This is a genomic window from Thermostichus sp. MS-CIW-15 (assembly GCF_054060575.1).
Map to the genome: position 1 here is coordinate 23,625 of NZ_JBSSDI010000006.1, position 23,335 is coordinate 46,959.

Here is a 23,335-nt window from a genome sequence, read left to right on the forward strand (position 1 = left end):
CCCGATGGCTCGGGGAGTCTTTATTGAGTTAAGATGAGTTGACCTAGATGTTAAGTTTCTTGACCAACTGCTTATCTTGGAACCAAAACCCTACGAGACCAACTGGTGACAACTGCTGCCAGGGATCCCTTGGATTGCATGAGGTGGGTTGTAGAAGCTTTTGGCAAGCGACTGGCAACCAGCTTGAGGACGAGAGCTTAGCGTCATTGCTGGCGCTGTTTTCGTGTCGCTCAGAGAGGAATCCTGCTAACTTTTTACCATTCAAAAAATAGGGATCCCCAAGTCTCCTTCCTCTAGTGTTTCAGTTCTGAACACACCTGTGTGAGTCGTTCTAATCTTAAGAACAAAACTGTGAAATCAAAGGACCTAAGCCCCGCCGTCTTGCTCAGGTGGCCTGGGATCCGGGACGGGCGATGAGCGCCAGCTCCACCTGATGTTCTCGGGGCTGCTCCAGTTGCACCTCCACGTCGCGGCCAAAGAAGCCCTGCATTTTTTTTTGGTAGCTTTCCTGCCATTGCTGGAAGGAAACGGCTGGCGAATCAAACAGGAGCACCAGGGTGTAGCGGCCATCCCGCAATTCTTCTCTGTAGCCTTTGATTTTGGGTAGGTCTGCTTCCAGAGGGCCGCGCAGGCCGAGAAACTCCAGGGCCTCTTCCAGGTGGGCGTTGGCCCCATAGCTATATTTGGTGATGTCGGCGCGGACTTGTTTTTGAATTTCCGTGGCCTGCTGAGCGCGGGCTTGGAGCACTTCTGGCGAAGGGGACGTCAGGGCAGGCACTGGCTTGAGCTCCACCACCTTCATGGTCACCCCCCCCAGCAGCAGAGGGATCCCGACAAACAGGCCGATGAGATTGAGGGTGGGATCGCTGTACTGGGCAAAGCCCCAAGCTGTGGCGGCAACGCCCGCCAGCAACACGAGCGTGCTCAGGGGAAGAGGCAGTTTTTCAAACATACAGGAAGAAAAGGCAACCTGAAACCCAGGCTAGCAGGAAAGACACTTCCTGAGGCGACCTTGAGGGTGGACTTGGCTAGGCTGGGGATGGATAATGGCTGGACGCTGGTGTGTTGGGGAGTGGTCCATGGTTCTGTCGCATCTGTCCAAAGCGTCCCGTCGTCTGCGCCTGCTGGACCGCAAAGCCCAAGAGCGGGCCCCTCTTTTTGAGGCCATCCGCCACTATTGCAGCTTGGACAAGGCTCCCTTTCACACGCCAGGCCATAAGCAGGGACGCGGGATCGCCGCCGACTTGCGGGAGTTTTTGGGAGAAAACGTCTTCCGGGCCGATCTCACCGAGTTGCCGGAGGTGGACAACCTCCACGATCCCGACGGCGTGATCCGGGAGGCCCAGGAGCTGGCTGCAGCGGCCTACGGCGCCGATCGCAGTTGGTTTTTGGTCAACGGTTCCACCTGTGGCGTAGAAACCCTGGTGATGGCGGTGTGCGACCCAGGGGACAAGATCCTACTACCGCGCAACTGTCACAAGTCGGCCATCGCCGGCGTGATCCTCTCTGGGGCCGTGCCCGTCTACATCGAGCCCGATTTCGACGCTGAGCTGGGCATCGCCCATGGCATCACCCCAGCTGGCTTGGAGCGGGCCCTAGCAGAACACCCCGACGCCAAGGGCGTGTTGGTGGTCAGCCCCACCTACTACGGGGTTTGCTGCGACTTAGAAGCGCTGGCAGCCATTGCCCATGCCCACAACCTGCCTCTGCTAGTGGACGAAGCCCACGGGCCCCACTTTGGCTTTCACCCAGAACTGCCCCTCTCCGCCTTGGAAGCCGGGGCTGACCTGGTGGTGCAGTCCACCCATAAAGTCATCTCCGGCATGACCCAGGCGTCGATGCTGCACCTCAAGGGATCCCGAGTCGATCCCAACCGAGTCCGCAACATCCTGCAGCTGCTGCAGTCCACCAGCCCTAACTACGTGCTCATGATGTCGCTGGACGTGGCGCGGCGGCAGATGGCCCTGGAAGGGGAAGTTCTCCTGGGCCAAGCCCTGGCTTTGGCGGATCAGGCCCGCGCCCGCCTCAACCGTATTTCCGGGATCTTCTGTTTTGGCCCGGAACGCATTGGCTCCACTCCCGGCTTTTTCGATTTGGATCGCACCCGCTTGACCGTGACGGTGTCGGGGCTGGGCCTCTTTGGCTTCGACGCCCACGACTGGGTCAACGAGCACTTCCACGTGCAGCCGGAGATGTCTACCCTGCACAACGTGGTCTTTATTGTTAGCCTCGGCAATACCCAGCGGGATATCGACCGGCTGGTGGAGAGCTTTGCGGCTTTGTCGAAGTATGCCCAGGGATCCCCGCCTTCCCTGGCAATGGCCGAGAAACTGCGGCGCCTGGCCGAATTGAAACGCCCCCCCCTCCCGCCCCAACGGCTCTCGCCGCGGCAGGCCTTTTTTGCCCCCATCGAGCGGATCCCTTTTCAAGAAGCTGTGGGCCGCATCTGTGCCGAAATCATTTCCCCCTACCCGCCTGGGATCCCCATTTTGGTGCCTGGCGAAGAGGTAACCCAAGAGGCAGTGGACTATCTGCTGCTGGTGCACGAGGCGGGCGGCTTCATCAACGGCCCCGAAGACGTGCGGCTGCAGACCCTCAAAGTCGTCAAAACCTAGCTCCTCAACTGCCAGGCTTCGCCGTCTGGGCGGGGGGGAGTGCTGGCAGGGGGCTGGGAGAGTTGCGGCGATGGCGGACAACCTTCACCCGATCCACCCGCGGCCCCTCCATGCGCACCACCTGGAACTCCATGTCTTGGTAGGTGAACTTTTCCCCAGCACGCGGGATCTTCTGCAGGTGGTAGATCAAAAAGCCCCCCAGGGTCTGGTAGTCCTCGTGGAGGGGCAAGTTGAGGTGGCAGCGCTCGTTAACCTCTTCAATGTCCAACTGGGCCTGGATGAGGAGGGTATTTTCGTCCAGCTCCTGAATATCCGGCTCCTTCGCCTCGGGATCCGGGCCATCGGAGAGCTTGCCGACGATCTCCTCCACCAAGTCTTGAATGGTGATCAGGCCCGCCGTGCCGCCAAACTCATCCACCACCACCACCATCGGCCAGTGGTGCTGCCTCATTTCGGGCAACAGTTCCGCAATTGGCTTGTTCTCCGGCTCAAAGTGGGCCTCGCGGATGAAGTTGGTGATGGGGCTGTGCAAATCTATGGATCCCTTGGCCAACTGGCCGATCAACTCCTTAACGTGGATCAGCCCGCGGATGTCATCCAAAGACTCGCCGTAGACCGGATAGCGGGAGTGCCCCGATTCCGCCACCTCCGCCAGAACCTCTTGCACCGTTGCAGTTTCCGGCACAGCGTCGATGCTGGTACGCGGGATCATCACCTCGCTGGCCACTGTCTCGCCAAACTCAAAGATGTTGCTCAACAGCTCCCGCTCCTCCGCCTCGATGTTGCCCGACTCCACCGACGAGGCAATCAGCAGCTGTAGCTCCTCCACCGTCATCGTGCTGTAAAAAGAAGTAGCCTCCGGAACGCGGACGCCCAAAAGGCGCAGCACGCAGCGGGAGGAAAACCGCAGGAGCTCCACAAAAGGATGTAAAAAGCGGCTTACCAGTCGGTTGAGCCAGGCCAGCTTTAGGGCAATTGGCTCCGAGTAGAGAATGGCCAGAGTCTTGGGGAGCAGCTCCCCCAACACGATCTGCAAATAGGTGAGAAGCGAAAATACCGCTACCCCCGACCCACCTTGCACAAGAGCGGGATCCATACCCTGCAACCAGGGCAGTTGCCTCAGAGCCAAGAACAGCGTCGGCGCCACTTGGGTAGCCCCGATCCAGCCCAACAGGATGCTGGCTAGGGTGATGCCCAATTGGGCGGTGGAGAGGGCATACTCCAACTGCTCCTGGGCTTTTTGGACCATTGCCGCCTGGCGGTTCCCCTCACCGGCCAACTGCACCATGCGGGAGCGCCGCGCCGAAACCAAGGAAAACTCCACCGCCACAAAGAAAGCGTTGATGAGGAGAAGGGCAATAATCCAGAGGAGACTGAGAGACGCCTCTCCCCACGCAAGCTTAGAGCTAGGTGCCGAGCCTAAAGGAGGGTCGTCCATCAGGGGAGCAGCAAGACGGATAGACAGCATTCTAGCTTAGAGCGCCTCCGGCCCTTGATTCTCTGGCGCCCGTCAGGTGGGCTAGAGAACGGCGGACTCCCGCTGCTGCGTCAATCGGCGATAATATTCCTACCCCTTTTCCTGCTGCAGTAGGTGCCGACCATGCCCGATTTTCTGCCCTACGCCTACTTTCAGGGCCAGATCGTTCCCTTTGCCGAGGCGAAGATCTCCATTGCCACCCATGCTCTGCACTACGGGACGGCAGCGTTTGGCGGCCTGCGCGGGATCCCCGATCCGCAAAATCCGGATCAAGTGCTGGTGTTTCGCCTGGATCGCCACTGCCGACGGCTAAGCCAGAGTGCTCGCCTACTCTGCTTCGATTTGCCTGCGGAGAAGATCGAGCAGGTCATTGTGGAGCTGATCCGGAAAAACCGCCCTTCCACCTCTTTCTACATCCGCCCCTTGGTGTATACCTCCGACCTGGGCATCTCACCGCGGCTGCACAACATCGAGAAAGACTTCTTCGTGTACGGGTTGGAATTGGGAGACTACCTCTCGCCGGAAGGGGTAAGTTGCCGCATCAGCTCATGGGCCCGCCAGGAGGATCGCAGCCTACCGCTGCGGGGCAAGATCACTGGTGCCTACATTACCTCCTCCCTGGCCAAGACCGAGGCAGTACAGTCTGGCTTCGACGAAGCTATCTTAATCAGCTCCCAGGGCAAAGTGAGCGAAGCCTCGGGCATGAACATCTTCATCGTGCGCAACGGCGTGCTGATTACCCCCAGCTTCGACCAAGACATCCTAGAAGGGATCACCCGCGACAGCGTCCTCACCTTGGCCCGCGACCTAGGGATCCCCACCCAAGAACGCCCTGTCGATAAGTCAGAGCTGTTCATCGCTGACGAGGCCTTCCTCACTGGCACCGCCGCCAAGATCACGCCCATTCGCCAGATCGAGCAGTACGTCCTGCCGTCGTCCCGCCCCATTACCGAGCAACTGCGGCAGAAGCTAACAGCCATCATGGAAAACCGGGATCCCGCCTATTCCCACTGGGTAAAGGTGATCCCTCTGAACTAGGTTGCCATCTCCAAGCTGGCTAGGTGCGATATAGATAGTTAGAGCTGGAGAGGGATCCCTTGCACGAGATTTCCATCACCTGGGCCGACTACCACCGCAAAATCGAAGAGCTGGCCGTCAAGGTTTACGAAAGCGGCTGGGAGTTTAACCAAATTGTCTGCATCGCCAAGGGCGGGCTGCGTATTGGCGACACTCTAGCCCGCCTATTCGATCTCCCTCTAGCAATTCTTGCTGCTTCCTCCTACTCCGGCCCTGGCAATCGCCAGCGAGGGCAGCTAATTTTCTCGCGGGATTTGGCCATGACCACCGCCAACCTGGGCAGCCACGTGCTGTTGGTGGACGATCTGGCAGACTCTGGCATGACCCTAAAGCGCTCTGTCCACTGGCTCAAGCACCACTACGGCTTCTACATCGAGGAGATCCGCACCGGCGTACTGTGGTACAAGGCCGCCTCCGTCTATCAACCCGACTACTATGTGGACTATTTGCCGGATAACCCTTGGATCCACCAGCCCTTTGAGCCCTACGAGCAGATGACGCCCCAGCAGCTGATGCAGTTGCTACGCTCTTCCGGTTAACTTTTCTTTATCACCTCAGGGCTCTAACCAGTAGGAAACTCGAAGCGGGGCAGCTTATCCAGGGCAGGCTGGATCCCTGCGGGGATTCGCTCGTGAGTAAGGGGGTAGTAGTAATCAACCCGAGCCAGTAGTTGCTTCCACTGCTCAGAGTTAAGAGTTTTAACCAAAGAAATAGACGGCTCAACACTTAACTCGTGTCCCAAATCCATAAGCTCGATAGTAACGTTAGCTGCTGCGGCTTCCAGAACTGACTCCGCCATCCCGTAGTCTGGCTCTGCAGACACGATCAAAGCGTAATGCTGAGGATTGGAACTAAGCAGAATAGACTTTAGTAAAGGCTCCAAGCTTGCAGTAACTGATTCCCGAAGATTTGGATCCCAATCGGGAAAAAGAGCTAGATTAATCTGGCTTAGATAAATCCCTAAAGTAGTAAAACTCAGTTGCTCTGCGGAAGCAGGCGTCAAGCTTTGCTTCTGGTGTTCCAGCGAGGCATCGCTAAACTTTAAGCTCATTTCAATTTTCTCATCTTCAGTGGTCAATAGTACATGCCTTCCCTCTCTTTTACTATGGCTGGTTAGGTGTATGATAGAAATAGGAGTGTGAGGTAGGTAAGGCTCAACAAGTAGGTTTTGCCTTGGATCCCATTTTGGCAGTCCGTAGTGACAAGTCCAATTGCAATAGGCAGGTAGAAGTTCTGTTTCCTTAAGTAGCCCATCTAGATAGACCGCTACATTTAGAGCGAGTTGATCGGTTATGATAGAAGGTCTTCTAGCTAAAGCTTGAGAAAGCCGAAAGTCCCAAAGATCCCAGTGCTTGGCAGTATAGGAAATTGCAAAAACACCAGCATTAAGGAGGGGGTACGTATGTAAGTCCTCGACACTCAGACTGGGAAAGTGGTATCTGTAAGCTTCACTAAGATCAATTAGGTAATCTTTTGGGCCATAGAGTAATCTATTCCCTCGGTCAATCTCCGGAACAATAGCTAGCCCTCGCTTTTTGCTTCGCTGGATGAGCAAGTCAATCCCGAACCAATCCTGAACCCAAGCATCTGCGTCAATCCAAATATAAACTTCATAGTCTGGAAAGTACCTACGTAGCCGGGGCCGAGCTAGTAATCCCCGCAGATAAGAAGGCACACTCTCAACTCCAGCAAAGTTATAGTTCCAATCCGGCTCAACAATGTAATTGACGTGTTTTGAAAGCCAGTCTACTTGCTCAGGGGTACAGCCCAAATCGAAGAAGCCTATCTCAACAGATTTACCCTGCTCCTTACCTCGGATGGAAAGAACAGTTCCTTGCACTAGATCGAAGAACTTGGAGTCGGCTGCGGTGATAATAACTACTGATTTCATACCAAAAGATAGTTAGGGAGATAGGAATTGCCTAGAACCAGACAACTTTTTTTATTTTAATTTAATTTACTTGGTCGCAATTATGTTTAGACTAACAGGTTTACCGAAAACAACCATTTCACTACAGTCATTAAATAAGCCGAACCGATCTACCTTGCGGATAATCCGAAAGCCTGCCTGAGTCAGCAACATGAACAGATATTCCCACGAGAGACCAACTTTGTGATAGTCATACTCATCTGTCTGTCCACCAAACATCATGCGCATAATACTAAATCGCTGCTCGGCGGAAGCTCCTTCCTCTATATAAAGGTGACAAAGAGTAGGTAAGTCAGGAACACTAATCATTAACTGGCCACCGAAATGTAAAACTCGATGCCACTCTTTGAGAACAACAGGCAATTCTCGCACATAGTCGAAGTGCTCCAGAACGTGGGAGGCGTAGATGGCTTCTACGGAGTTGTCTTCAAATTGACTGAGATCCATAGCGTTGCCAACGTAATCCACGTACTCTCTTGGTTGGATGTCTAGGATCTTCCAGTCTGGATGGGGATCTTTTCCCCCTATATGAAGGCGGATACGCTGACTGACCTGGAGTCTAGGTTCACCCCCGTCTAGAGGAGGAACCTGGTCGATAATCTGATGTTTATGAGCCAGATCAAAATAGGTTTTTTCAATAGCCATAGCCAAACGTTTTGGATCCCAGATGATCGACTTACTGTAGGACTCTCGAATAGTCTGTTTGGCCTTGGCCAGTCGCTCTGGATTGTTAGCCAGCTGGATTCCTCGCTCAATAAATTCTTCAACTGACCAGGTAATACAGTCATCAAGACCTATATTCCTAAGTAAGCTATAGCTCATTCGACCATAGTAATGGCGACCTACCAAGGTGAGAACTGGCACGCCCATGTAGAGGGCTTCCATAGTGTGGGTTGCGCCTGTGTAGGGAAAGGTATCGAGAACAAGATCCACCAAAGCTAGTTGGCCCCGGTGCTCTTCCACGCTGCTTGCTTGAGCTAGAAAACGGACGCGATCCAAAACATCCAATTCCTTAGCTCTTTCCTGGTAACGCCTGATAACTGTGGCAATTTCCCCTGAGCCTTTGACAATTAGGATACCGTTAGGTACGGCTTTTAGAATCTGCAGGTGAGCATCAATGCATTCAGGGGTGCGCTTGTAGGCACTGGCCGCAGTTAGAAGAACAATATCTTGCGGATCGATTCTCAGCTTAGCTCTGAAATCTATCTCATCAGCGGGCAGGACGTCCAGATAGTCCACAGCACAGTAGCTAGGCAAGCGGATAATTTTTTCATGGTAATCGGCCTGTGCATCTTCAGGAAGGATATAGGGATCGGCGAAAAAGTAATCAAATTCCGGCAAACCGACAGCATCTCCGCCAAGCCAACCAATTTGGATAGGAGCGGCCCGCAAAGCTGCTACGATGCTGGCATCGTGACTGGTAAGGGAGTCCATAAAAACCATGATATCGATGCGATCCTCACGCGCTTGAGCAGCTACTTGAGGCGGCTTGGTTTCTCCTGGAAAAAAGCGAAAATGGAGATTTTCGTGAGAGCGAAACTTTTGATACATATTGTCATGACTGGCCATATCTTCATTTTTCCACCCCTGGTAGTAGTAGTAGTAGACAACGTCCAGAAGATCGCGAGATAGGTTCCTGAGAGTAGCCTCACTGAGAAAGCCAACCGAGTGCCGATGAAAGCAGCTACCCAAAAAGCCCACTCGCAACTTGCGCTCAGCTCTACCGGATCTGCAGTAATCTTGCTGGTTTCTCTGCCAATACTCTGACCAGAGGAAGCCTCGCTGAGAAGCCATTAAGCTTAGGCAATCGTTAAAGATTCTACCACCAATCTGCTGGTAACGACGAATCAGAGAACGATCATCAGTTAGATAGCTCCAGCAAAAGCAAACTCGAAACAGAATGACTTTAGCAATCGTTAGACTCTCGAGTAGATTTTCATCGTTAATTCTTAGTGATTCTAAGTCGGCTTCCCTCGATAAAATTAAGTCTATAATTTTCTGGATAACAAGGTTTATCCGTTCTGGCTGGGCAGCATGGATCAACTTTTCCAGCGATTCTGATAGAAGGGATAGACGAAGAGTAAAGTTCTCTTGCACCTGTGAGCTCTCGGCCGCCGTGATGAGAGCTTCTCCTAAAATGGAATAGCCATCGCTAGTAGAGTTTTGAAAAAGAGCGCAAGCTGCTTTTTGAAAGAAATCGCCGATCAAGTCCTCTATGATCCATAGCCCTTTGTAGCGATTGGCTTGCTCGGGATCCACCGCATTGGCTAGCTGGGCTAGCAAAGCAGCAAATCCGGATTTCTGGTCCTCCAAAAGACGAGCTTGTAAAGCTGTGGCCACCTCAAAAAACAAATCCAGGTAGCCGTCATCCCATAGCCGCGCGAGCAATTCAGTGAGGAGCGGCTCCTGAGTAATGTCCAGGCTGCCCTCGCCTCCTAGGCCATCCAGCAAGGCTTGCCCATAAAAGCCTACTGCCAGCTCGTCCTGAGCTTGCAGAGCCCGCATCAGCAAAACTTGGGTGTTGTCCCGCCGGCTTGGATCCAGCTCAAAGGCCATCTCCCGCAGCTTTAGACAAGCCTGAAGACGCTGCTGTGGATCCTGCGTGGGGCTATTTTCTAGACGGCCTGCGAGGGATAGTAACAAATCCAAGACTTTCTCCTGGGACAGGATCCCTGCCCTCACCAGAGGCGTGTAAAGCTGGTAAGCAAGGTTCAGCTGGTTCGCAGCCAAGGCCTGCTCCAGCGCCGATAGGGTAATTGCCTCTGGCTCAGAGGGGAAGGCTGGCTCATTGGCCAATGAAGATGGAGAGAGATCAAAGAAACCCCACAGGAACTCCTGCCAATCCTTTGCGTCTTGCTCTCGGTAAAAAGCAACCAACCACTCCGCAAAGGTATCGGGAGACTGCTGAAGCAGTTGCTTGGCTTCCAAAATCCGAGCTTGTGGGGTAGGGTTCATGGGCTGAAGAGAGAGCGCTAGTCCTAGTCTGCCACGCTGAGGCCAGCTCAGCTAAACCACTGACCTGTGTCAGGCTCATCTGGCAAAAATCCGCAATTGCGCCAGGGAGCAGGCTGTTATGAATCGCCCTTGAGCGGGGTAAGTTAGCACTAGCAGGTGAGCTGCACAGTTAACTCTCTAGTTTGCTAAAGGATCTGGTACTCATGAGTGCAAAGTCTCGTCAGTCTCTGTTGCGGGCCAAACTGGCTCAGCAAATTCTCTCCAAAGCCAAGGGCTTCACCCTGATTGAGCTGTTGGTGGTGATTGTAATTGTGGGTGTGCTGTCTGCAGTGGCAATCCCGCAGTTCTTAAACCAAGTGCGCCGCTCCCGTACAGCCGAAGCTCAAGCGGCTCTCACTGAAGTAGGCCGTGCCTCTGAAGTCTACCGACTCGACTTCGGCGTCTATCCTGAAACGTATGATAATATCAAGTACGGTGGAGCAAATAATGACAAGTACATGAACGATCCGTGGAGGGCTCCCAACTACCAGACACCAAAGGCTACTGAACGTTCGACCAATGCTCCTCACGCACTAAGGTGGGACACAACATCCAACGGTGCTCCATACATCACCAGGTCTGGCAGCAAAATTCAATGCACCATTGGGCTGGGAGCGCAGGAGACAGCTGTGGCTACTCTGGATACCTTCGTTGGTAAGAGCTGTAACGTCTTTCAATAATTTCTCTTTTCACTTCAAGTACTCCATGGCTCCCTATAGGGAGCCTTTTTCTTACCCTGACTAGTCTCGCACTGGAGAGCGGATAAGAGCTCAGACTAAACCGGTGAGGTAGAGAGAGATGACAGTAGCTGGGAAGGGTAGCAAATGCGTGTGAGAATGCCGTTTTCCATGAGGCTTTGACTGGCTTCAGGATTGTTGTAAAGTATAAACTCCTGATAGAGAGCTTCCATGCGAGTTCTATCTCCCGAGCAGTAAGCATCCCGTGAGGTTAAGTGAAAAGGCACCCGAATAGGATTAGACTTGGAGCGCCACCAGTAGTCGGGAAAGTTTCCCGGTTGGGCGTATTTTTTATAGTAGTTCTGGAATCCGCAGTTCAAGTAGTGCAAAATAGAGGGAGACGACGTTACTAGAGTATGATCCCCTGGAATATCAAAGCTATGTACGCTGTTAGGCAGAAGAGAGGGATAGATCCGAGCTGCTGACTTTCCATTCTGGTAAGCCAAAAAGTATTGACTCTTACTAGAGATCTTCTGAAACTGGGTATAGAATCCGGGATCCAAAATAGCAGGGTTTCTCTTAAATAAAGTGACCTCGCGGAAGTAGTCTTCGATCTCAAACGCTTCGGGAGCTGCTTCGTGGTTTAGAAACGTAACTTGAAATATGTCGTCGCTTACTCGATCAAACCAATTTGGAGCCGTTGTCTGGCCAGGATAAAAAAGCTCGTCTCCGTCAATACGAAGAATCCAGTCCATGCCCTGATCCAGGGCAAGTTGTATAGTAGTTTCTACGTTAAGGATCTGGCGAGCCATGACCTCATAGCCAACATGAGGGCCATATTTTGGGTAGAGAACATTCCCCAATGCTTGTTGGACTTGCAAAGCTTCATCGTTGGGAATAGCCGTTACATCGGAAAACTGAAGTGCCACCTGAATAGCGGGATCCTCTGGATCGTCAAAGAAGATATAAATATGGGCAATTCCAAGGGCAAGGTGATAGCGAATGAACGACTCCAAGCACACGCCTGGATCCCGAACAGTGGTAATTATGCAAACTCTGGCCATGGTGGAGCTGCAAGCCTTTAGGTGAATTGCTTGGCTCCTAGCCAAGTATTGATAGTGAAGCGGCTATCGGCAAAGGCTTGGCTAGGGCTGAACACTGGCAGGATCTCATGCAGACAGCTGCTGGAGAAAAAGACGATGCTGTTGTTGGTCGGGATCACCTCGTCATAGGTTCCGTACAGGATTGGTGGGTGTGGCTTCTGCCTCTGCGTGTCATAGATACGTAGCTCACCTCCTCGGTAGGGCTTTGGTTCTCTGTGAAAGTAATATACACAACTCACTTGTCGAAAAGTGGTTTGCGGGTAGGAGTTATCAGCATGCATGGTAAAGTAGCAACCATCATGGCTAGCAACCATCTCCATTTCAAAGATTTGAATATCAAAATCTTCAATACCAAGCTTAACAAAGATATCAGGAGCCACTGCCGCAATTTTTTCTCTCAGCAGGAATCCATACTCTTGAAAATAAGCATAATCCAGACGTAAGGATCGCCGGAACTTCAGTGACTCAGCTTCGGTGTTGTTTTGGCTATAGCTTCTGGAGGGGATAAACTTATCTTGGTGAGCGATGGCATGCTCTAGAATTGCTTGGTTGACTTCAGCAGGTAGGAAGTTATCTAGCTTAACGTACCTGCAGGGATAAAACCGCGCTGGCTCCGGTGGATCCGGCTGAGCAAAGGTGAGGAACAGTGGACTGGTAGATAGCAATAATCCAGGGGCAGTTGCTTGGATGTAAGCCAGGTCTCGTTCGCTTAAGCCTTTGCGCTGGGGATCCCAGCTTAGGAGATAGATACCTTGACCCAGATTGTGAAAAATCTTTTGCAGGTGAAAACTGGGATCCACCCCCATCAAATCTAGGCTGGCTTGGGCTATGGCTCCGTAGTGGCAATGGTTAACTAAGTACAGGGCTGAGTCGGCCAAGTAATCCCGCAGTAGCAAAGACTGAAGCAGACAGGTACGGTAGTCCGTGAGTTCAGTCCAGAAACAAACGCCAATCTGGGTCTCTGGGAAACATTGACCGAGATCTGCCAAAAGGGCAGGGATGGGGCCTTCTAGGAGTAGAACCCGTTCTTCTAATCCCAACTGAGAAATTTGGGTTTGGATATCTTCTGTGCTGATTGACTTTTCGGATGAGCTCTGTAGGGGATTCCGTAGAATCACTGCTAACTTTTCAGGATAGCGAAGCATTGCCTGCAAAACAGCTGCGGACTCTTCCCAGCCAATCTGGCAGAAGATTTGCTGGCTAGGAAGGCAGGCTAAAGCCCAATCTAGGAGCTGGGTGAGACTCTGAGCTTGCTCCAGTTCTAGGAGAAGATCCTGAGCAAGGTCTTGGCAATCCATGGGGAGGGATCCCTGACGTCTGCTCTAACTTAATGTACCCGGATCCACCCCCAGTTCTCACAACTTTTAGGCCAGGCGCTTTTTAGGCCAGGCGCTCAGCCCTTTGCTGCTCCAGTTCAGCCTTGGCAGGCATCAGTTCCCCAGCGGCAGTGGCCCACAGAATCCAGGTGGCCTCCTACCCTCCCACTTCGCTGGGTACAGCCTCAAAACCTCGCTCGGCATGGGTGGTGGAGATGAGCAAGTCCATCTGGCACGTGTGCCGCCAGCTTTCCATGGGTATGCCATTGTCGTAGGAGAGCTCGTCTTGGGTAGGGGCCATCCAGGCAGGTAAACTGGATTCGGCTCTTGCAGACAGGGATCCATGGGGTTGCTTATAACCTATGCTCGGCTTATCGTTTTCCAGGGCAACAGAGATCCCTTGTTGTTGTGTCCAATCCTAGTAGCCTGTAGGAGCTAGAAGAACCTGCCGCTCAACTTGGGGAGTCGAGAAATGCAAGACATCAAGGCCAATGCTCCGCGAATTCTCCTCAATTGGCCAACTCCGCCAGACTATATCCCGCCCCCGCAGCTTTCAGATCGGCAGGTCAGTCTTTGCCCCAAGAGGAAAGCCAAGGGCTTTGGACTAAACTTTGTCAATCTCTCTAAGGAATTGGTGGAGTGCCCAGAGGAAGACTATGACCTCTATGACTTTGTGCAGCAGTCTGAGCAAATTACAAATAAGGAGTTTGACCTAGTTATTGTTTGGACTTCCAGCTTTGTACAGAGTAATCCCCTAAATACAAGGAAGTTTAAATGCCCCACACTCTTGCTAGCTGGAGACACCCACCACCGGAAACTTCCCATCAACCATCTCTTGGCCTACTGGGCTACTGAAGGCTTTGATTACGTCGCTACTGCCTATAACTTCCAGCATTTGCACTGGTTTGCCGCAGCAGGCGCTGAGAATCTTGCCTGGTTGCCTCTTATCTCCATGCGCACTGTTACCCACGATTGGGTAGAAGATAGAGAAAATCAAGTGGTCTTTGTCGGCCAACAGGGATCCCGCCATCCCAGGCGTTGCCGGCTGGTTCAAGCCATAAAGAATGCAGATTTGCCCATCCTCATCAAAACAGCCAACCGCCAAGAGGCAGCCAAATGGTTTGCCCATTCTCTGATTTCCTTTAACTGCAGCCAAAATGGGGATCTGAACTTAAGGAACCTGGAAGTGATTTCTGCAGGGGGCTTTCTGCTTACTGACCAGCTCTCCTTCGCCTCAGGATTGGACGAACTTTTGGCGCCCGGCACCTACTGCGACACCTACAACTCCGAAGCCGAACTCCTGGAAAAAGTTCGCTACTACCTAGACCATCCCCAAGAAGCCATTCAAATTGCCCGCCGCGCTTATCACACTTTCGACCAACACTGGCATCCCCGCCACCGCATTCAGAACCTGCTGGACTGGGTGTTTGGGGGAGAGCTGCCGGAGCCCTTTCGTTACTCGCCCCGCTCTGATGTGCGCTACTTTGTCAGCACGGCCAGCTCTGCCTGGATAGACACACGACTACGAATCTACGAGCCCATTCAAGAGCTGCATCGCGTGCAGGAGCGACTGAGGGTATTTGTTGGCCGAGGCTGTCCTGGGGTGATAGCCGCGGACTTGCTGGACTTGCCGCGGCTGGAGCTGTACGTGGAAGAGGGGTTTGGGGATCCCTGCGCCTTGTGGCAACAGCGGGGGGTGCCGGAGCGAGTGCATGAGCTGAAGGGCAAGCCGAGTGGTTGGCCTAGCTTTGATGCCGTGGTGTGCACGGCTCAGGACTTGCAGCGGCTGGGGCAGCCACTAAAGGCCAACTTCGCCTTTGTCCTGGCAGAAGATGGCCAGCTTTTGTTTGCTAACGCTGGCAAGTTGATGGAAACTCCAATGCCTGAGTTGGCTGTAAACGGACTTAAGTTTTCGGTAAAGCTTTACAAAGATACAGTTTTTTACGGAAGAGTCTACCTTAGCTTTCCTCTGTTCGTCCTTAAGGTAAAGACGATTACTGACATTGGAGCTGGAGTAGGCCTTGCGAGCGTTTGTTTTCGGGGTTTCTGCCCTGAAGCAGTCATCCACTGCTTTGAGGTGGATCCCTTGGCTTTGCACCTGCTGCAGCAGAATGCTCTTGGTTTGGGCAACTGCTTTGTGCACTCAGTGGGCTTGGCAGGGCAGGATAGCTGCAGGACTCGTCGCCTCTGGCCAGAAGACATCGAGACAGAGTGGGGAGTAGAACAGGTGCTCCCTCTCCGGGGGGCAAGGACAGCTCTGAGGGAGCTGGGTTTGGAGTCTATCGATGTGCTCAGGGTAGCTACAGGTGGGAACGAGGTGGAGGTATTGGCTAACCTGCAGCCGCAGCTTAGGGACATCAAGGTGATTTACGTGGAGTTTACTTCTGAGCAAGACCGCAAGCGGATTGACCAGATGCTGGATCCCTCTCATCTCCTCTGGCAGGGGGAGATCATAGCCGGTCAAAAGGGAGCTCTTTGCTACATAAACAGATTTCATCTTTTCGACAAGAAGTAAGGTCTTAGATAGGAGAGATAGAAGTCATGAACTCAACTATCATCGTTACAGGTGCCGATAGCAAGTTTTTTGAATTGGTTCAGGGAACTATTCTCTCTATTCGAGAAAAGCCACAGGGCGACTCTGTAGATATTGGATTTTTTGATGTAGGGTGTACGCCAGAGCAGTTGCAATGGATAGGTCAGTACGTTGACTATATCGTAGAGCCAGATTGGAATTACAACGTTCCTGATGTCGATAAACAACCTAGGTACCTCAAAGCGCTGGTCTCTAGACCTTTTTTGCCTGAATATTTCCCAGGTTATGAAGTTTACATTTGGATTGATGCAGATGCTTGGGTGCAAGACTGGTCTGCGATTGATCTTCTTGTCTTAGGAGCAAAAAGAAAGAGCTTCTCAATAGTTCCAGAGTTAGTAGCTAAACATAAGAATAGACCCTGGATGCAAACTTGGATATCTTGGCACTACCACCTTTACTTCTACCACACGGAATTTGATCGTTTAGATATAGAGCCTCTGCTAAATGCTGGTGTGTTCTCTGGTGCCAGACAGTCTATTCATTGGTCAATATGGGGCAAAAGATTAGGTCAAGCTATTTCTAGGTGCCTTGATTTGTGGACAGACCAGTTTGCTCTAAACGTGGCTATTTATAGAGATATAGGTCTGGATAGAGTTGAACTTTTGCCATTAAATTGCAACTGGCTAGCCCATTATGAGATGCCCCAATGGGATTTGCAAAGGAAGATTTGGGTGGATCCTTTTCCACCTCACAATCCAGTAGGAATCATACATCTTACAGCCGACGTTAAGGTGAGACCAACTCATATTGCGCTTACAACTGAAGGTTTTAAGATTGAAGCTAGCTTGCGGTATTCAGGCATCATCTCCACTCCGGTCAAGAGATACGACTACGTATCGCCTAACCAGATTAGAATACATCTTGACCATAGCTTTCCTTCAATGATTGCGGCCGAGCCAAGCTCTCACCCCTGGCCTTATCTACGGAAAGAAGTTCCTCACCTTTGGCATACGGATCTACGTCAACCTACCATCGGCTTTGTTAGTCGGGACGAGGCTCATATTCTGTACAATACTGCCCTTAAGCTACAAGGAAAAAACGCCCTAGAGATCGGCTGTTGGCTAGGTTGGTCAACTGCGCACCTGGCGGCAGGAGGAGTTATTCTCGATGTGGTAGATCCTGCTCTGGCCGATCCCCAGATTTATGGAAGTGTGGATCAATCTCTTCGCTCGGCTGGAGTTCGCTCTAATGTCAATCTCTACCCTGGCTATAGCCCAGCAAAGGTAGAGGAGATCGCCAAGACAGAGAATCGCCGCTGGTCTCTGATTTTTATCGATGGAGACCACACCTCACCAGCCCCCTTGCAGGATGCTCAAGTGGCAGAGCGCTATGCTGCTGAGGATGTCTTGATTCTGTTTCATGATCTAGCCTCGCCGGATGTGGCTGAAGGTTTGAATTACTTGAGAGACAGGGGCTGGAACACGATGATTTACCAGACCATGCAAATTATGGGAGTGGCCTGGCGAGGCAATGTCAAGCCCGTTGAGCATATTCCAGACCCTGCTGTGAATTGGACATTGCCAGAGCACCTCAAGGACTATCCGGTCTGTAACCTTGAGTTGTCTAGGGTGCTAGAGAAAGTTAAATCTTTTACCTTGCTGGGCTTTGAGCGTCTTTGGAGCCTTTATTCACTGGCTAAGCAGGTTTGTGAAGAAGACATTCCTGGGAACTTTGTAGAATGTGGTGTTTGCAGGGGTGGAAGCTCAGCTTTGCTGGCCTGGGTGATTAAGAACTACAGCCGTCGACCTCGCAAGCTATATGCTTTCGATACCTTCTCAGGTATGCCTGATCCAACAGAGGTGGATCGAGATTATCGAGGAGTTGCTTCCAACGATACGGGTTTTGGATCCGGTGCTTTAGCGGCACCCATTTCGGAGAACTTAGAGGTGATTGCCAAGGAACTGGGAGTTTGGGATCTCATTGTCCCCGTGCCAGGGCTGTTTGCTGACACCTTGCCTGCCTATCGAGAGCAAGTGGGTGAGATTGCTCTGCTGCATGCAGATGCTGACTGGTATCAATCAACGATGGATATTTTTCATCATTTCTATGATCAGGTTCATTCCCAAGGATTCATCCAAATCGATGATTACGGACACTGGCAAGGATGTTGCAAAGCTGTTCATGACTTCGAGCAGGAAATCAGAGCCTTTTTTCAGCTCCATAGTGTCGATTACACAGGAGTTTGGCTGAGTCCTTCAGAAAACCTGGTAGTGATGAGAGATAGCCTAACAGAAACCTCCAAACCACAAGGGATCCGCCTGAGCAAGATCAACGTGGGCCTTTTCCCCTACTGGGAAATGGAGACAGAGCAGCTTATCCAAGAACTGGAGGGCTTGCTGGAGCCAATTCTGCGCAGTCCTCAGCCAGAAGACTATGCTCTGATCTTCCTAGGGGATCCGGATCCGCAACTGGCCAATCAAACTCTGGAGATAGCTGCAGGCAACATAGCTCTCAGGCTCATGGAAGAGGGGTTAGAGCTCAGTAGAGAGCCGTTCTGTTCAGTGGTAGCTGGCTTGAACCCCTATCAATGGGAGAGACTTATTCCCCAACTCAACTATCGCTATCCCTTGAAGCGGGAGCGCTTTCCCAAGGGATTACGGCCTGCTATTCAAAAGCTACCTGTGTTGCTGTTGGCCTCCTAGGGATCCATCTGTTGTCTTGAGTTACTTGGCTGTCTACAGGGCGTCTGGATCTACCCCTAGCTCTTGTAGCTTCCGGGCCAGGCGCCCTGCCCGTTGTTCGGCCTGCTCAGCCCTTTGCCGCTCCAGTTCGGCCTCGGTGGGTACCAGTTCCCCAGCAGCAGTGGCCCAGCGAATCCAGGTGGCCTCAATGTCCCGAAACCTGCCCTCCCACTTCACTAGGCACAATCCCAAAACCTCGCTCGGCAAGCAACCCTCTGCATCCTCTTGAATTGGCTCGTAGCGGCCGCCCATTAGCCGAAACCCCGCCCAGTCTTCTGGATCAAACGGGTCAAACCAAAAGTACTCCGGCACCCGGATAATCTGCTCATAAAGTTGCTTTTTGCTTGTCTTGTCCTCCTGGGCAGTGCTGGGAGAAAGAAGCTCAATCACCACGTCCGGCCCTTTGCCCTGCTCCCAAATCACCCAGCTTTTGCGCTCGCCTTTAGGCACGCCCAACACCACAAAATAATCCGGCCCTTTGAAATTGCGGCCGCGGGTCTGCTCCAAGCTGTAGTAGAGAAACATATTGCCACCGACAAAGCCATCAGGGCGCTGCTGCAGCCAGGTTTGGGTAGTGGAGATGAGCAAGTCCATCTGGCACCTGTGCCGCCAGCTTTCCATAGGTTCGCTGTCGTCGTAGGGGAGCTCGTCTTGGGTGGGGGGCAACTCGGGTAGATAAACCGGATCCAGCACCTCAGTAATTGGGTTCGGGCTAGTCATTGCTAGTTCTCCTCTCTTTACCCTTACAAGGTATCGGGATCCACCCCCAGCTCCCGCAGCTTCTGGGCCAGGCGCTCTGCTCGCTGTCGCTCTTGCTCAGCACGTTGGCGCTCGATTCTCTCAGCTTCTTCAGGAGTAGGCACCAGCTCACCATTGGGGAAGAAGTACCGAAGCTGCTGGTTGTGAATCCCCAGGTACAATCCCAGCACCCCGCTCCACCGCCACCCCTCCTTTGTGAGCGGAATCTCCTCGTATTTCTCCCCCCTTAGCCGCAAACCCATGAACTCCAGGGTCTCAGGAGAAAAATAGAAGTACTCTGGAGTTCTGAAAATCCTCTGGTACAGCTCCCGCTTCTCCTCTCGATCCACTTTGGCTGTGGACTCGGAGAGCAGCTCAACAATCAAGTCTGGATATTTCCCCCCTTCTTCCCACACCACCCAAGAAGGGCGGGGGCGGTTTTCTACCCCTTTGACCAAAAACAGATCTGGGCCGTGGAAGTCTTTGGTTTTGAGTTGGTCGCGGCTGTAGTAAACGGTAAGGTTCCAAGCCAGGAAGTAGTCGTTGCGATCCTGCCAGATGCGGGTGAGGCAGCTCACCAGAATTATTCGGGCTCATCGCTGAGCAGCCCCTGGGCCGAAGGCATGAGCTCTGCCAGTTGCTCGCGGGTGAGGGGAGTGATTTTCTGCAGTTTCTCTTGGGCTAGCATCTTTGCGTTGGGGGCAAGCAAGTGAATTAGCCATCGGCAGGGATCCCCATCTATGTCCCACTGCTCTGCTCCAGCTTAGCCACGCGGGCTTCTAGCTTGCGCAGGGCCCGCTGCAGCTCGGGCAGATGCCGTTGGACTGCCATGCTCCTACGCCATTCGGCAATGGGTTGGTGGGGGTAGCCGGCTACTGTTTGGCCAGGAGGAATGTCGCTGGTCACCCCTGTTTGGGCGGCCACACGCACGCCATCGCCAATGTGCAGGTGCCCCGCCAAGCCACATTGCCCGCCCAAGATGACGTGGTGGCCCAATTGGGTACTGCCGGCAATGCCCACCTGAGCCACGATCAAGCAGTGGGATCCCGTCTTCACGCCGTGGCCGATCTGCACCAGGTTGTCGATCTTGGTGCCGCGGCCAATGCGGGTCTCGCCGACGGCAGCCCGGTCGATGGTGGTGTTGCTGCCCACCTCCACGCCGTCTTCCAGCACCACCCGGCCCGCCTGCAGCATGCGCCGCCAGGAGCCATCGGGGAGGGGAATGTGGCCAAAGCCGTCGTCGCCAATGACCGCGCCGCTGTGGATGAGGCAGTCGTCGCCAATTTCGGTGCGCTCGTGAATGACGCAGTTGGCGAAAAGCTGACACCGGGATCCAATCCGCACGTGGGGGTAGATGGTTACGTTGGGGTGGATTTGGGTGTAGTCGCCAATTTTCACCCCTTCCATCACCACTACATGCGGCCCAATGGCCACACCTTCTCCCAACTCAACGCTGGGATCAATCACAGCGGTGGGATGGATGCCAACGGGTAGGCGGTAGGGCTGGTAAAACAGCTCGATGGCCTGGGCAAACAGCAGACGGGGATCCTTCCCTCGCAGGCAAGCAATGGGGCGGGGCAGAACCAGCGATTCCTCCACAATGACGGCGCTGGCTTGGGTCTGCTCCAGCAAGGGTAGGTAGCGGGCTTCACTGAGAAAACTCAGCTCTCCTGGGCGCGCCTCTGCTAGGCTAGCCACGCCGTGAATTTCTAGGGTGGGATCTCCCTCGTAGGGGCATCCCAATTTTTGGGCGATCTCCTGTAGCTGCATCAGGCTCGAGATCCTCTACGATTGCAGCAGCCGCACATCCATCACGGTTCCACGCAAGTTGTAGCTAAAGGTCTCGAGCTCCAGGGGAACGCCGACTTTGACGCGGTTGTTGCCTAGGACAATGCCATTTTCTGTCCGCTGGCCCCGTCCCCGTAAAGTAAACACCAGATCAAAGCGGTAGGGCTCGGGGTCAGGCAAGTTCTCAACCCGTCCATCGGGAAAAACCACCGGCACAGTGCGGCTGACATTTTCCACCCGCACCACCTCCACCTGGCCGTAGGGTTGGTTGCGGATAATCAAGTCAGCCTTCTGACCTGCTTGAAAAGGTTCTAGGGATCGGCTGCTAACCCCCCGCACGATCATATCTACTTCCACCGGCAGCGTGGGGCCACCCCCCACCTGGACGACGCTGCCCGCTTGCCGCCCTGGCAAAAACAGGACAGCCACAATCGCCGCTACTACAATGGCCAGCGCCCCCAGATCCAGGAGACTGACTTTGCCCAGGAGACGCCCCTGTTGGTCGACGAGCCGCATGGCCCTCTTTTCTCCAACCCACTGTCCCTGATTGTAGGGCACAGCCATGGCAGCTTCCCCGCCCGTAAAGCCGCTTGAGGAACTCACCTCTAGAGGGACTCAAAGGCCCCGTCTCCCTCCTGACCGAGGATGGTCTGGGCCAATAACCTCAGGTTGACCTGGAGATGGAGCTGACGGGAGTCGAACCCGTGTCCGAGATGGGTACTGGGGGCTCACTCCTTCACAGGCTTAGCCTTTCTGACCCTCGAGGCGGGGATCGCCGTTTAGCTCCCGGCGATGGGAGATCTCCGCCTAAGCTTAGGCTCTCCCTCGACGGAGCCGGAGAAGAGAGCTGCACCCGTTGGGGTTGTGATCCGCCCACTTAACGGGGTCGTGAGAGGATCCTCGAGCTCAGAGTAAGTTCTTGGTTACTGAGCCTTAGGCAGCCAGAGCGGCCGCTTTACGAGCAAAAGGTACGACGTTGTTCGCACGTACTGTGTTGAGCCTGGTGGTAACGGGATAAGCTCAATCCCGACCTGCATCATGAACCCTTGTTCGCCACCCCGTCGAAACCGTTACAGCCCCGGGGTTAGCTTAAATCTAGACTAGCAAAACTCTCGGGGATCCGGCTAGAGTCTTTGCGAATGTGACAAAAGTCCTGCTATCATAACGAAAGTGTAAACTCGGGTCGGTAGCTCAGCGGTAGAGCACTCGGCTTTTAACCGATTGGCCCAGGGTTCGAATCCCTGCCGACCCAGCTTGCGATACCCTCTCCCCCCGGCCTGGCCTAGGCTAGGATTCCAGGAGGCAGGTGGGAGAGGCGGGGTGGCCGTTCTTTCGTGGCAAGACCTAGGCAAAGAGGGGGAGGTCAAGCTGTTGCTGGCGCCGTGCGTGGAGGAAGCGCTAGCGAGCCTGGCGGAGGAGGCTGAAACTCGAGAGACGGTCTTTGTCTCCAAGCTTTGGCACCGAATTCCTGCCCAGGATGCCATCCTCGATGAGTGTCTGCAGGTGCTGGCGAGGGTAGCTCTATCCCTCTGGCCTTATTGGTATGGGGAAAAGTTTGAGCCGGGCACAACGGCAGAGGCTCAGGCTCACAATCGTCTCCGCGCCCAAGAGCTACCAGCAAAACAGGATCCCACCATTGCCAACGCCTGGCTCAAGGCGGCCATGCACCTGTGCCAACAGCAACGCCTGCCTCTGCTGCCAGGGATCCAGCGGGCGATCCAGGTGCAGCAACTGGCCAAGGCCATTGCCCCTCGCGAGCTGACCTTGGCTTTGGCAACCGACGAGACAGAGCCGGCGCCCAGCTACTTACTCGGCTTGGCCAAGGCAGCGATCTGGTTGGCTGACCACAGTCAGGCACGGCTGGTGCTGGTGGTGCCGAGCGCTTTGACTGATCACCCCGAATTGGCCTCCGTGAGCTACGGTGCCATTCGACTGCCGCTTCCTGAGAGGCTAAAGGAGTTCGACAGCTCGGTGCAGGTGGTGGTGGGTTACAAGGGATCCCCTCACCCCTTCAGTCCCGCCGAGAGAAAGCTGGCCGACCGGGTGGCAGCAGATGCGCAGTTAAAGAATTTGCTGGAATTCAACCAAACTGTACAGAGTGTTAACGGACGCGCTTTCCGAGCGGATCTGCTTTGGCGGGAGGGTAAGGTGGTAGTGGAAGTGGATGGGCCAGAGCACCGCGAGCCAAACCACTACTACCAGGATCGCCTGCGGGACTACGAGTTGCTCATCTCCGGCTACTTGGTGTTGCGGATTCCCAATGAGCTGGTGATGTCCGACTGCGAGCGGGCGGTGGAGATGATCCGCAAGGTGGTTCAATTGCAACAGAGCCGGCTTTGAGGCAGG

At 53.6% G+C, this 23,335-nt stretch carries 18 protein-coding genes, 1 tRNA gene and 1 other RNA gene; 8 read left to right on the forward strand and 12 right to left on the reverse strand.

Going from position 1 to position 23,335, the window contains the following annotated elements; genetic code table 11:
- Positions 1–385 precede the first annotated feature (385 nt).
- Positions 386–952: a DUF2854 domain-containing protein gene (locus ACVW0R_RS03365; RefSeq protein ID WP_011429883.1), complete on the reverse strand. Its 567-nt coding sequence runs from the start codon at positions 950–952 to the stop codon at positions 386–388.
- 127 nt (positions 953–1,079) lie between these two features.
- On the opposite strand from ACVW0R_RS03365, the gene ACVW0R_RS03370 reads away from it, so the two are divergent.
- On the forward strand, positions 1,080–2,615 hold the full coding sequence (locus ACVW0R_RS03370; RefSeq protein WP_457501645.1) for an aminotransferase class I/II-fold pyridoxal phosphate-dependent enzyme: 1,536 nt from the start codon (positions 1,080–1,082) through the stop codon (positions 2,613–2,615).
- Positions 2,616–2,619: 4 nt separating this feature from the next.
- Here the strand turns inward: ACVW0R_RS03370 and ACVW0R_RS03375 are convergent, their stop codons facing one another.
- Positions 2,620–4,053 (reverse strand): hemolysin family protein, encoded by a 1,434-nt coding sequence (locus ACVW0R_RS03375; protein ID WP_457501646.1) that lies wholly within the window; start codon positions 4,051–4,053, stop codon positions 2,620–2,622.
- 162 nt (positions 4,054–4,215) lie between these two features.
- Here ACVW0R_RS03375 and ACVW0R_RS03380 point away from each other — a divergent pair, with 162 nt between their 5' ends.
- Together ACVW0R_RS03380 and ACVW0R_RS03385 are read left to right on the forward strand one after the other, a co-directional pair.
- Positions 4,216–5,130: a branched-chain amino acid transaminase gene (locus tag ACVW0R_RS03380; RefSeq protein WP_414393039.1), complete on the forward strand. Its 915-nt coding sequence runs from the start codon at positions 4,216–4,218 to the stop codon at positions 5,128–5,130.
- A 59-nt stretch (positions 5,131–5,189) separates the two neighbouring features.
- Positions 5,190–5,708 (forward strand): phosphoribosyltransferase, encoded by a 519-nt coding sequence (locus tag ACVW0R_RS03385; RefSeq protein ID WP_099835031.1) that lies wholly within the window; start codon positions 5,190–5,192, stop codon positions 5,706–5,708.
- A gap of 23 nt (positions 5,709–5,731) precedes the next feature.
- Here the strand turns inward: ACVW0R_RS03385 and ACVW0R_RS03390 are convergent, their stop codons facing one another.
- On the reverse strand, positions 5,732–7,060 hold the full coding sequence (locus ACVW0R_RS03390; RefSeq protein ID WP_457501647.1) for a hypothetical protein: 1,329 nt from the start codon (positions 7,058–7,060) through the stop codon (positions 5,732–5,734).
- A 66-nt stretch (positions 7,061–7,126) separates the two neighbouring features.
- Positions 7,127–10,054, reverse strand: a complete 2,928-nt coding sequence (locus tag ACVW0R_RS03395; RefSeq protein WP_457501648.1) for an O-linked N-acetylglucosamine transferase family protein — start codon at positions 10,052–10,054, stop codon at positions 7,127–7,129.
- Between the two features lie 203 nt (positions 10,055–10,257).
- On the opposite strand from ACVW0R_RS03395, the gene ACVW0R_RS03400 reads away from it, so the two are divergent.
- Positions 10,258–10,773: a type IV pilin protein gene (locus ACVW0R_RS03400; RefSeq protein WP_457501649.1), complete on the forward strand. Its 516-nt coding sequence runs from the start codon at positions 10,258–10,260 to the stop codon at positions 10,771–10,773.
- A 95-nt stretch (positions 10,774–10,868) separates the two neighbouring features.
- Here the strand turns inward: ACVW0R_RS03400 and ACVW0R_RS03405 are convergent, their stop codons facing one another.
- The 3 genes from ACVW0R_RS03405 to ACVW0R_RS03415 form a co-directional block, all read right to left on the reverse strand.
- Positions 10,869–11,834, reverse strand: coding sequence for a glycosyltransferase family 2 protein (locus ACVW0R_RS03405; RefSeq protein WP_457501650.1), 966 nt, complete (start codon positions 11,832–11,834; stop codon positions 10,869–10,871).
- A 17-nt stretch (positions 11,835–11,851) separates the two neighbouring features.
- Complete coding sequence (locus tag ACVW0R_RS03410) at positions 11,852–13,171, reverse strand: 2OG-Fe(II) oxygenase (protein ID WP_457501651.1); 1,320 nt, start codon at positions 13,169–13,171, stop codon at positions 11,852–11,854.
- A 175-nt stretch (positions 13,172–13,346) separates the two neighbouring features.
- Positions 13,347–13,490, reverse strand: coding sequence for a hypothetical protein (locus ACVW0R_RS03415; RefSeq protein ID WP_011432125.1), 144 nt, complete (start codon positions 13,488–13,490; stop codon positions 13,347–13,349).
- A gap of 651 nt (positions 13,491–14,141) precedes the next feature.
- Here ACVW0R_RS03415 and ACVW0R_RS03420 point away from each other — a divergent pair.
- On the forward strand, positions 14,142–15,704 hold the full coding sequence (locus ACVW0R_RS03420) for a glycosyltransferase family protein (RefSeq protein WP_457501652.1): 1,563 nt from the start codon (positions 14,142–14,144) through the stop codon (positions 15,702–15,704).
- A 26-nt stretch (positions 15,705–15,730) separates the two neighbouring features.
- Positions 15,731–18,424, forward strand: a complete 2,694-nt coding sequence (locus tag ACVW0R_RS03425; protein ID WP_457501653.1) for a class I SAM-dependent methyltransferase — start codon at positions 15,731–15,733, stop codon at positions 18,422–18,424.
- Positions 18,425–18,457: 33 nt separating this feature from the next.
- On the opposite strand, the gene ACVW0R_RS03430 is transcribed toward ACVW0R_RS03425, so the two are convergent.
- The 5 genes from ACVW0R_RS03430 to ssrA form a co-directional block, all read right to left on the reverse strand.
- Positions 18,458–19,183, reverse strand: a complete 726-nt coding sequence (locus ACVW0R_RS03430; RefSeq protein WP_457501654.1) for a Uma2 family endonuclease — start codon at positions 19,181–19,183, stop codon at positions 18,458–18,460.
- A 23-nt stretch (positions 19,184–19,206) separates the two neighbouring features.
- On the reverse strand, positions 19,207–19,779 hold the full coding sequence (locus ACVW0R_RS03435) for a Uma2 family endonuclease (RefSeq protein WP_457501655.1): 573 nt from the start codon (positions 19,777–19,779) through the stop codon (positions 19,207–19,209).
- A gap of 160 nt (positions 19,780–19,939) precedes the next feature.
- Positions 19,940–20,971: a UDP-3-O-(3-hydroxymyristoyl)glucosamine N-acyltransferase gene (lpxD, locus tag ACVW0R_RS03440; RefSeq protein WP_457501656.1), complete on the reverse strand. Its 1,032-nt coding sequence runs from the start codon at positions 20,969–20,971 to the stop codon at positions 19,940–19,942.
- A 15-nt stretch (positions 20,972–20,986) separates the two neighbouring features.
- Positions 20,987–21,505: a DUF4330 domain-containing protein gene (locus ACVW0R_RS03445; protein ID WP_457501657.1), complete on the reverse strand. Its 519-nt coding sequence runs from the start codon at positions 21,503–21,505 to the stop codon at positions 20,987–20,989.
- 162 nt (positions 21,506–21,667) lie between these two features.
- Positions 21,668–22,069, reverse strand: a transfer-messenger RNA (tmRNA) gene (ssrA, locus tag ACVW0R_RS03450).
- Positions 22,070–22,169: 100 nt separating this feature from the next.
- On the opposite strand from ssrA, the gene ACVW0R_RS03455 reads away from it, so the two are divergent.
- Together ACVW0R_RS03455 and ACVW0R_RS03460 are read left to right on the forward strand one after the other, a co-directional pair.
- Positions 22,170–22,241, forward strand: a tRNA-Lys gene (locus tag ACVW0R_RS03455).
- Positions 22,242–22,309: 68 nt separating this feature from the next.
- Complete coding sequence (locus tag ACVW0R_RS03460) at positions 22,310–23,329, forward strand: endonuclease domain-containing protein (protein WP_457501658.1); 1,020 nt, start codon at positions 22,310–22,312, stop codon at positions 23,327–23,329.
- Positions 23,330–23,335: the final 6 nt, after the last annotated feature.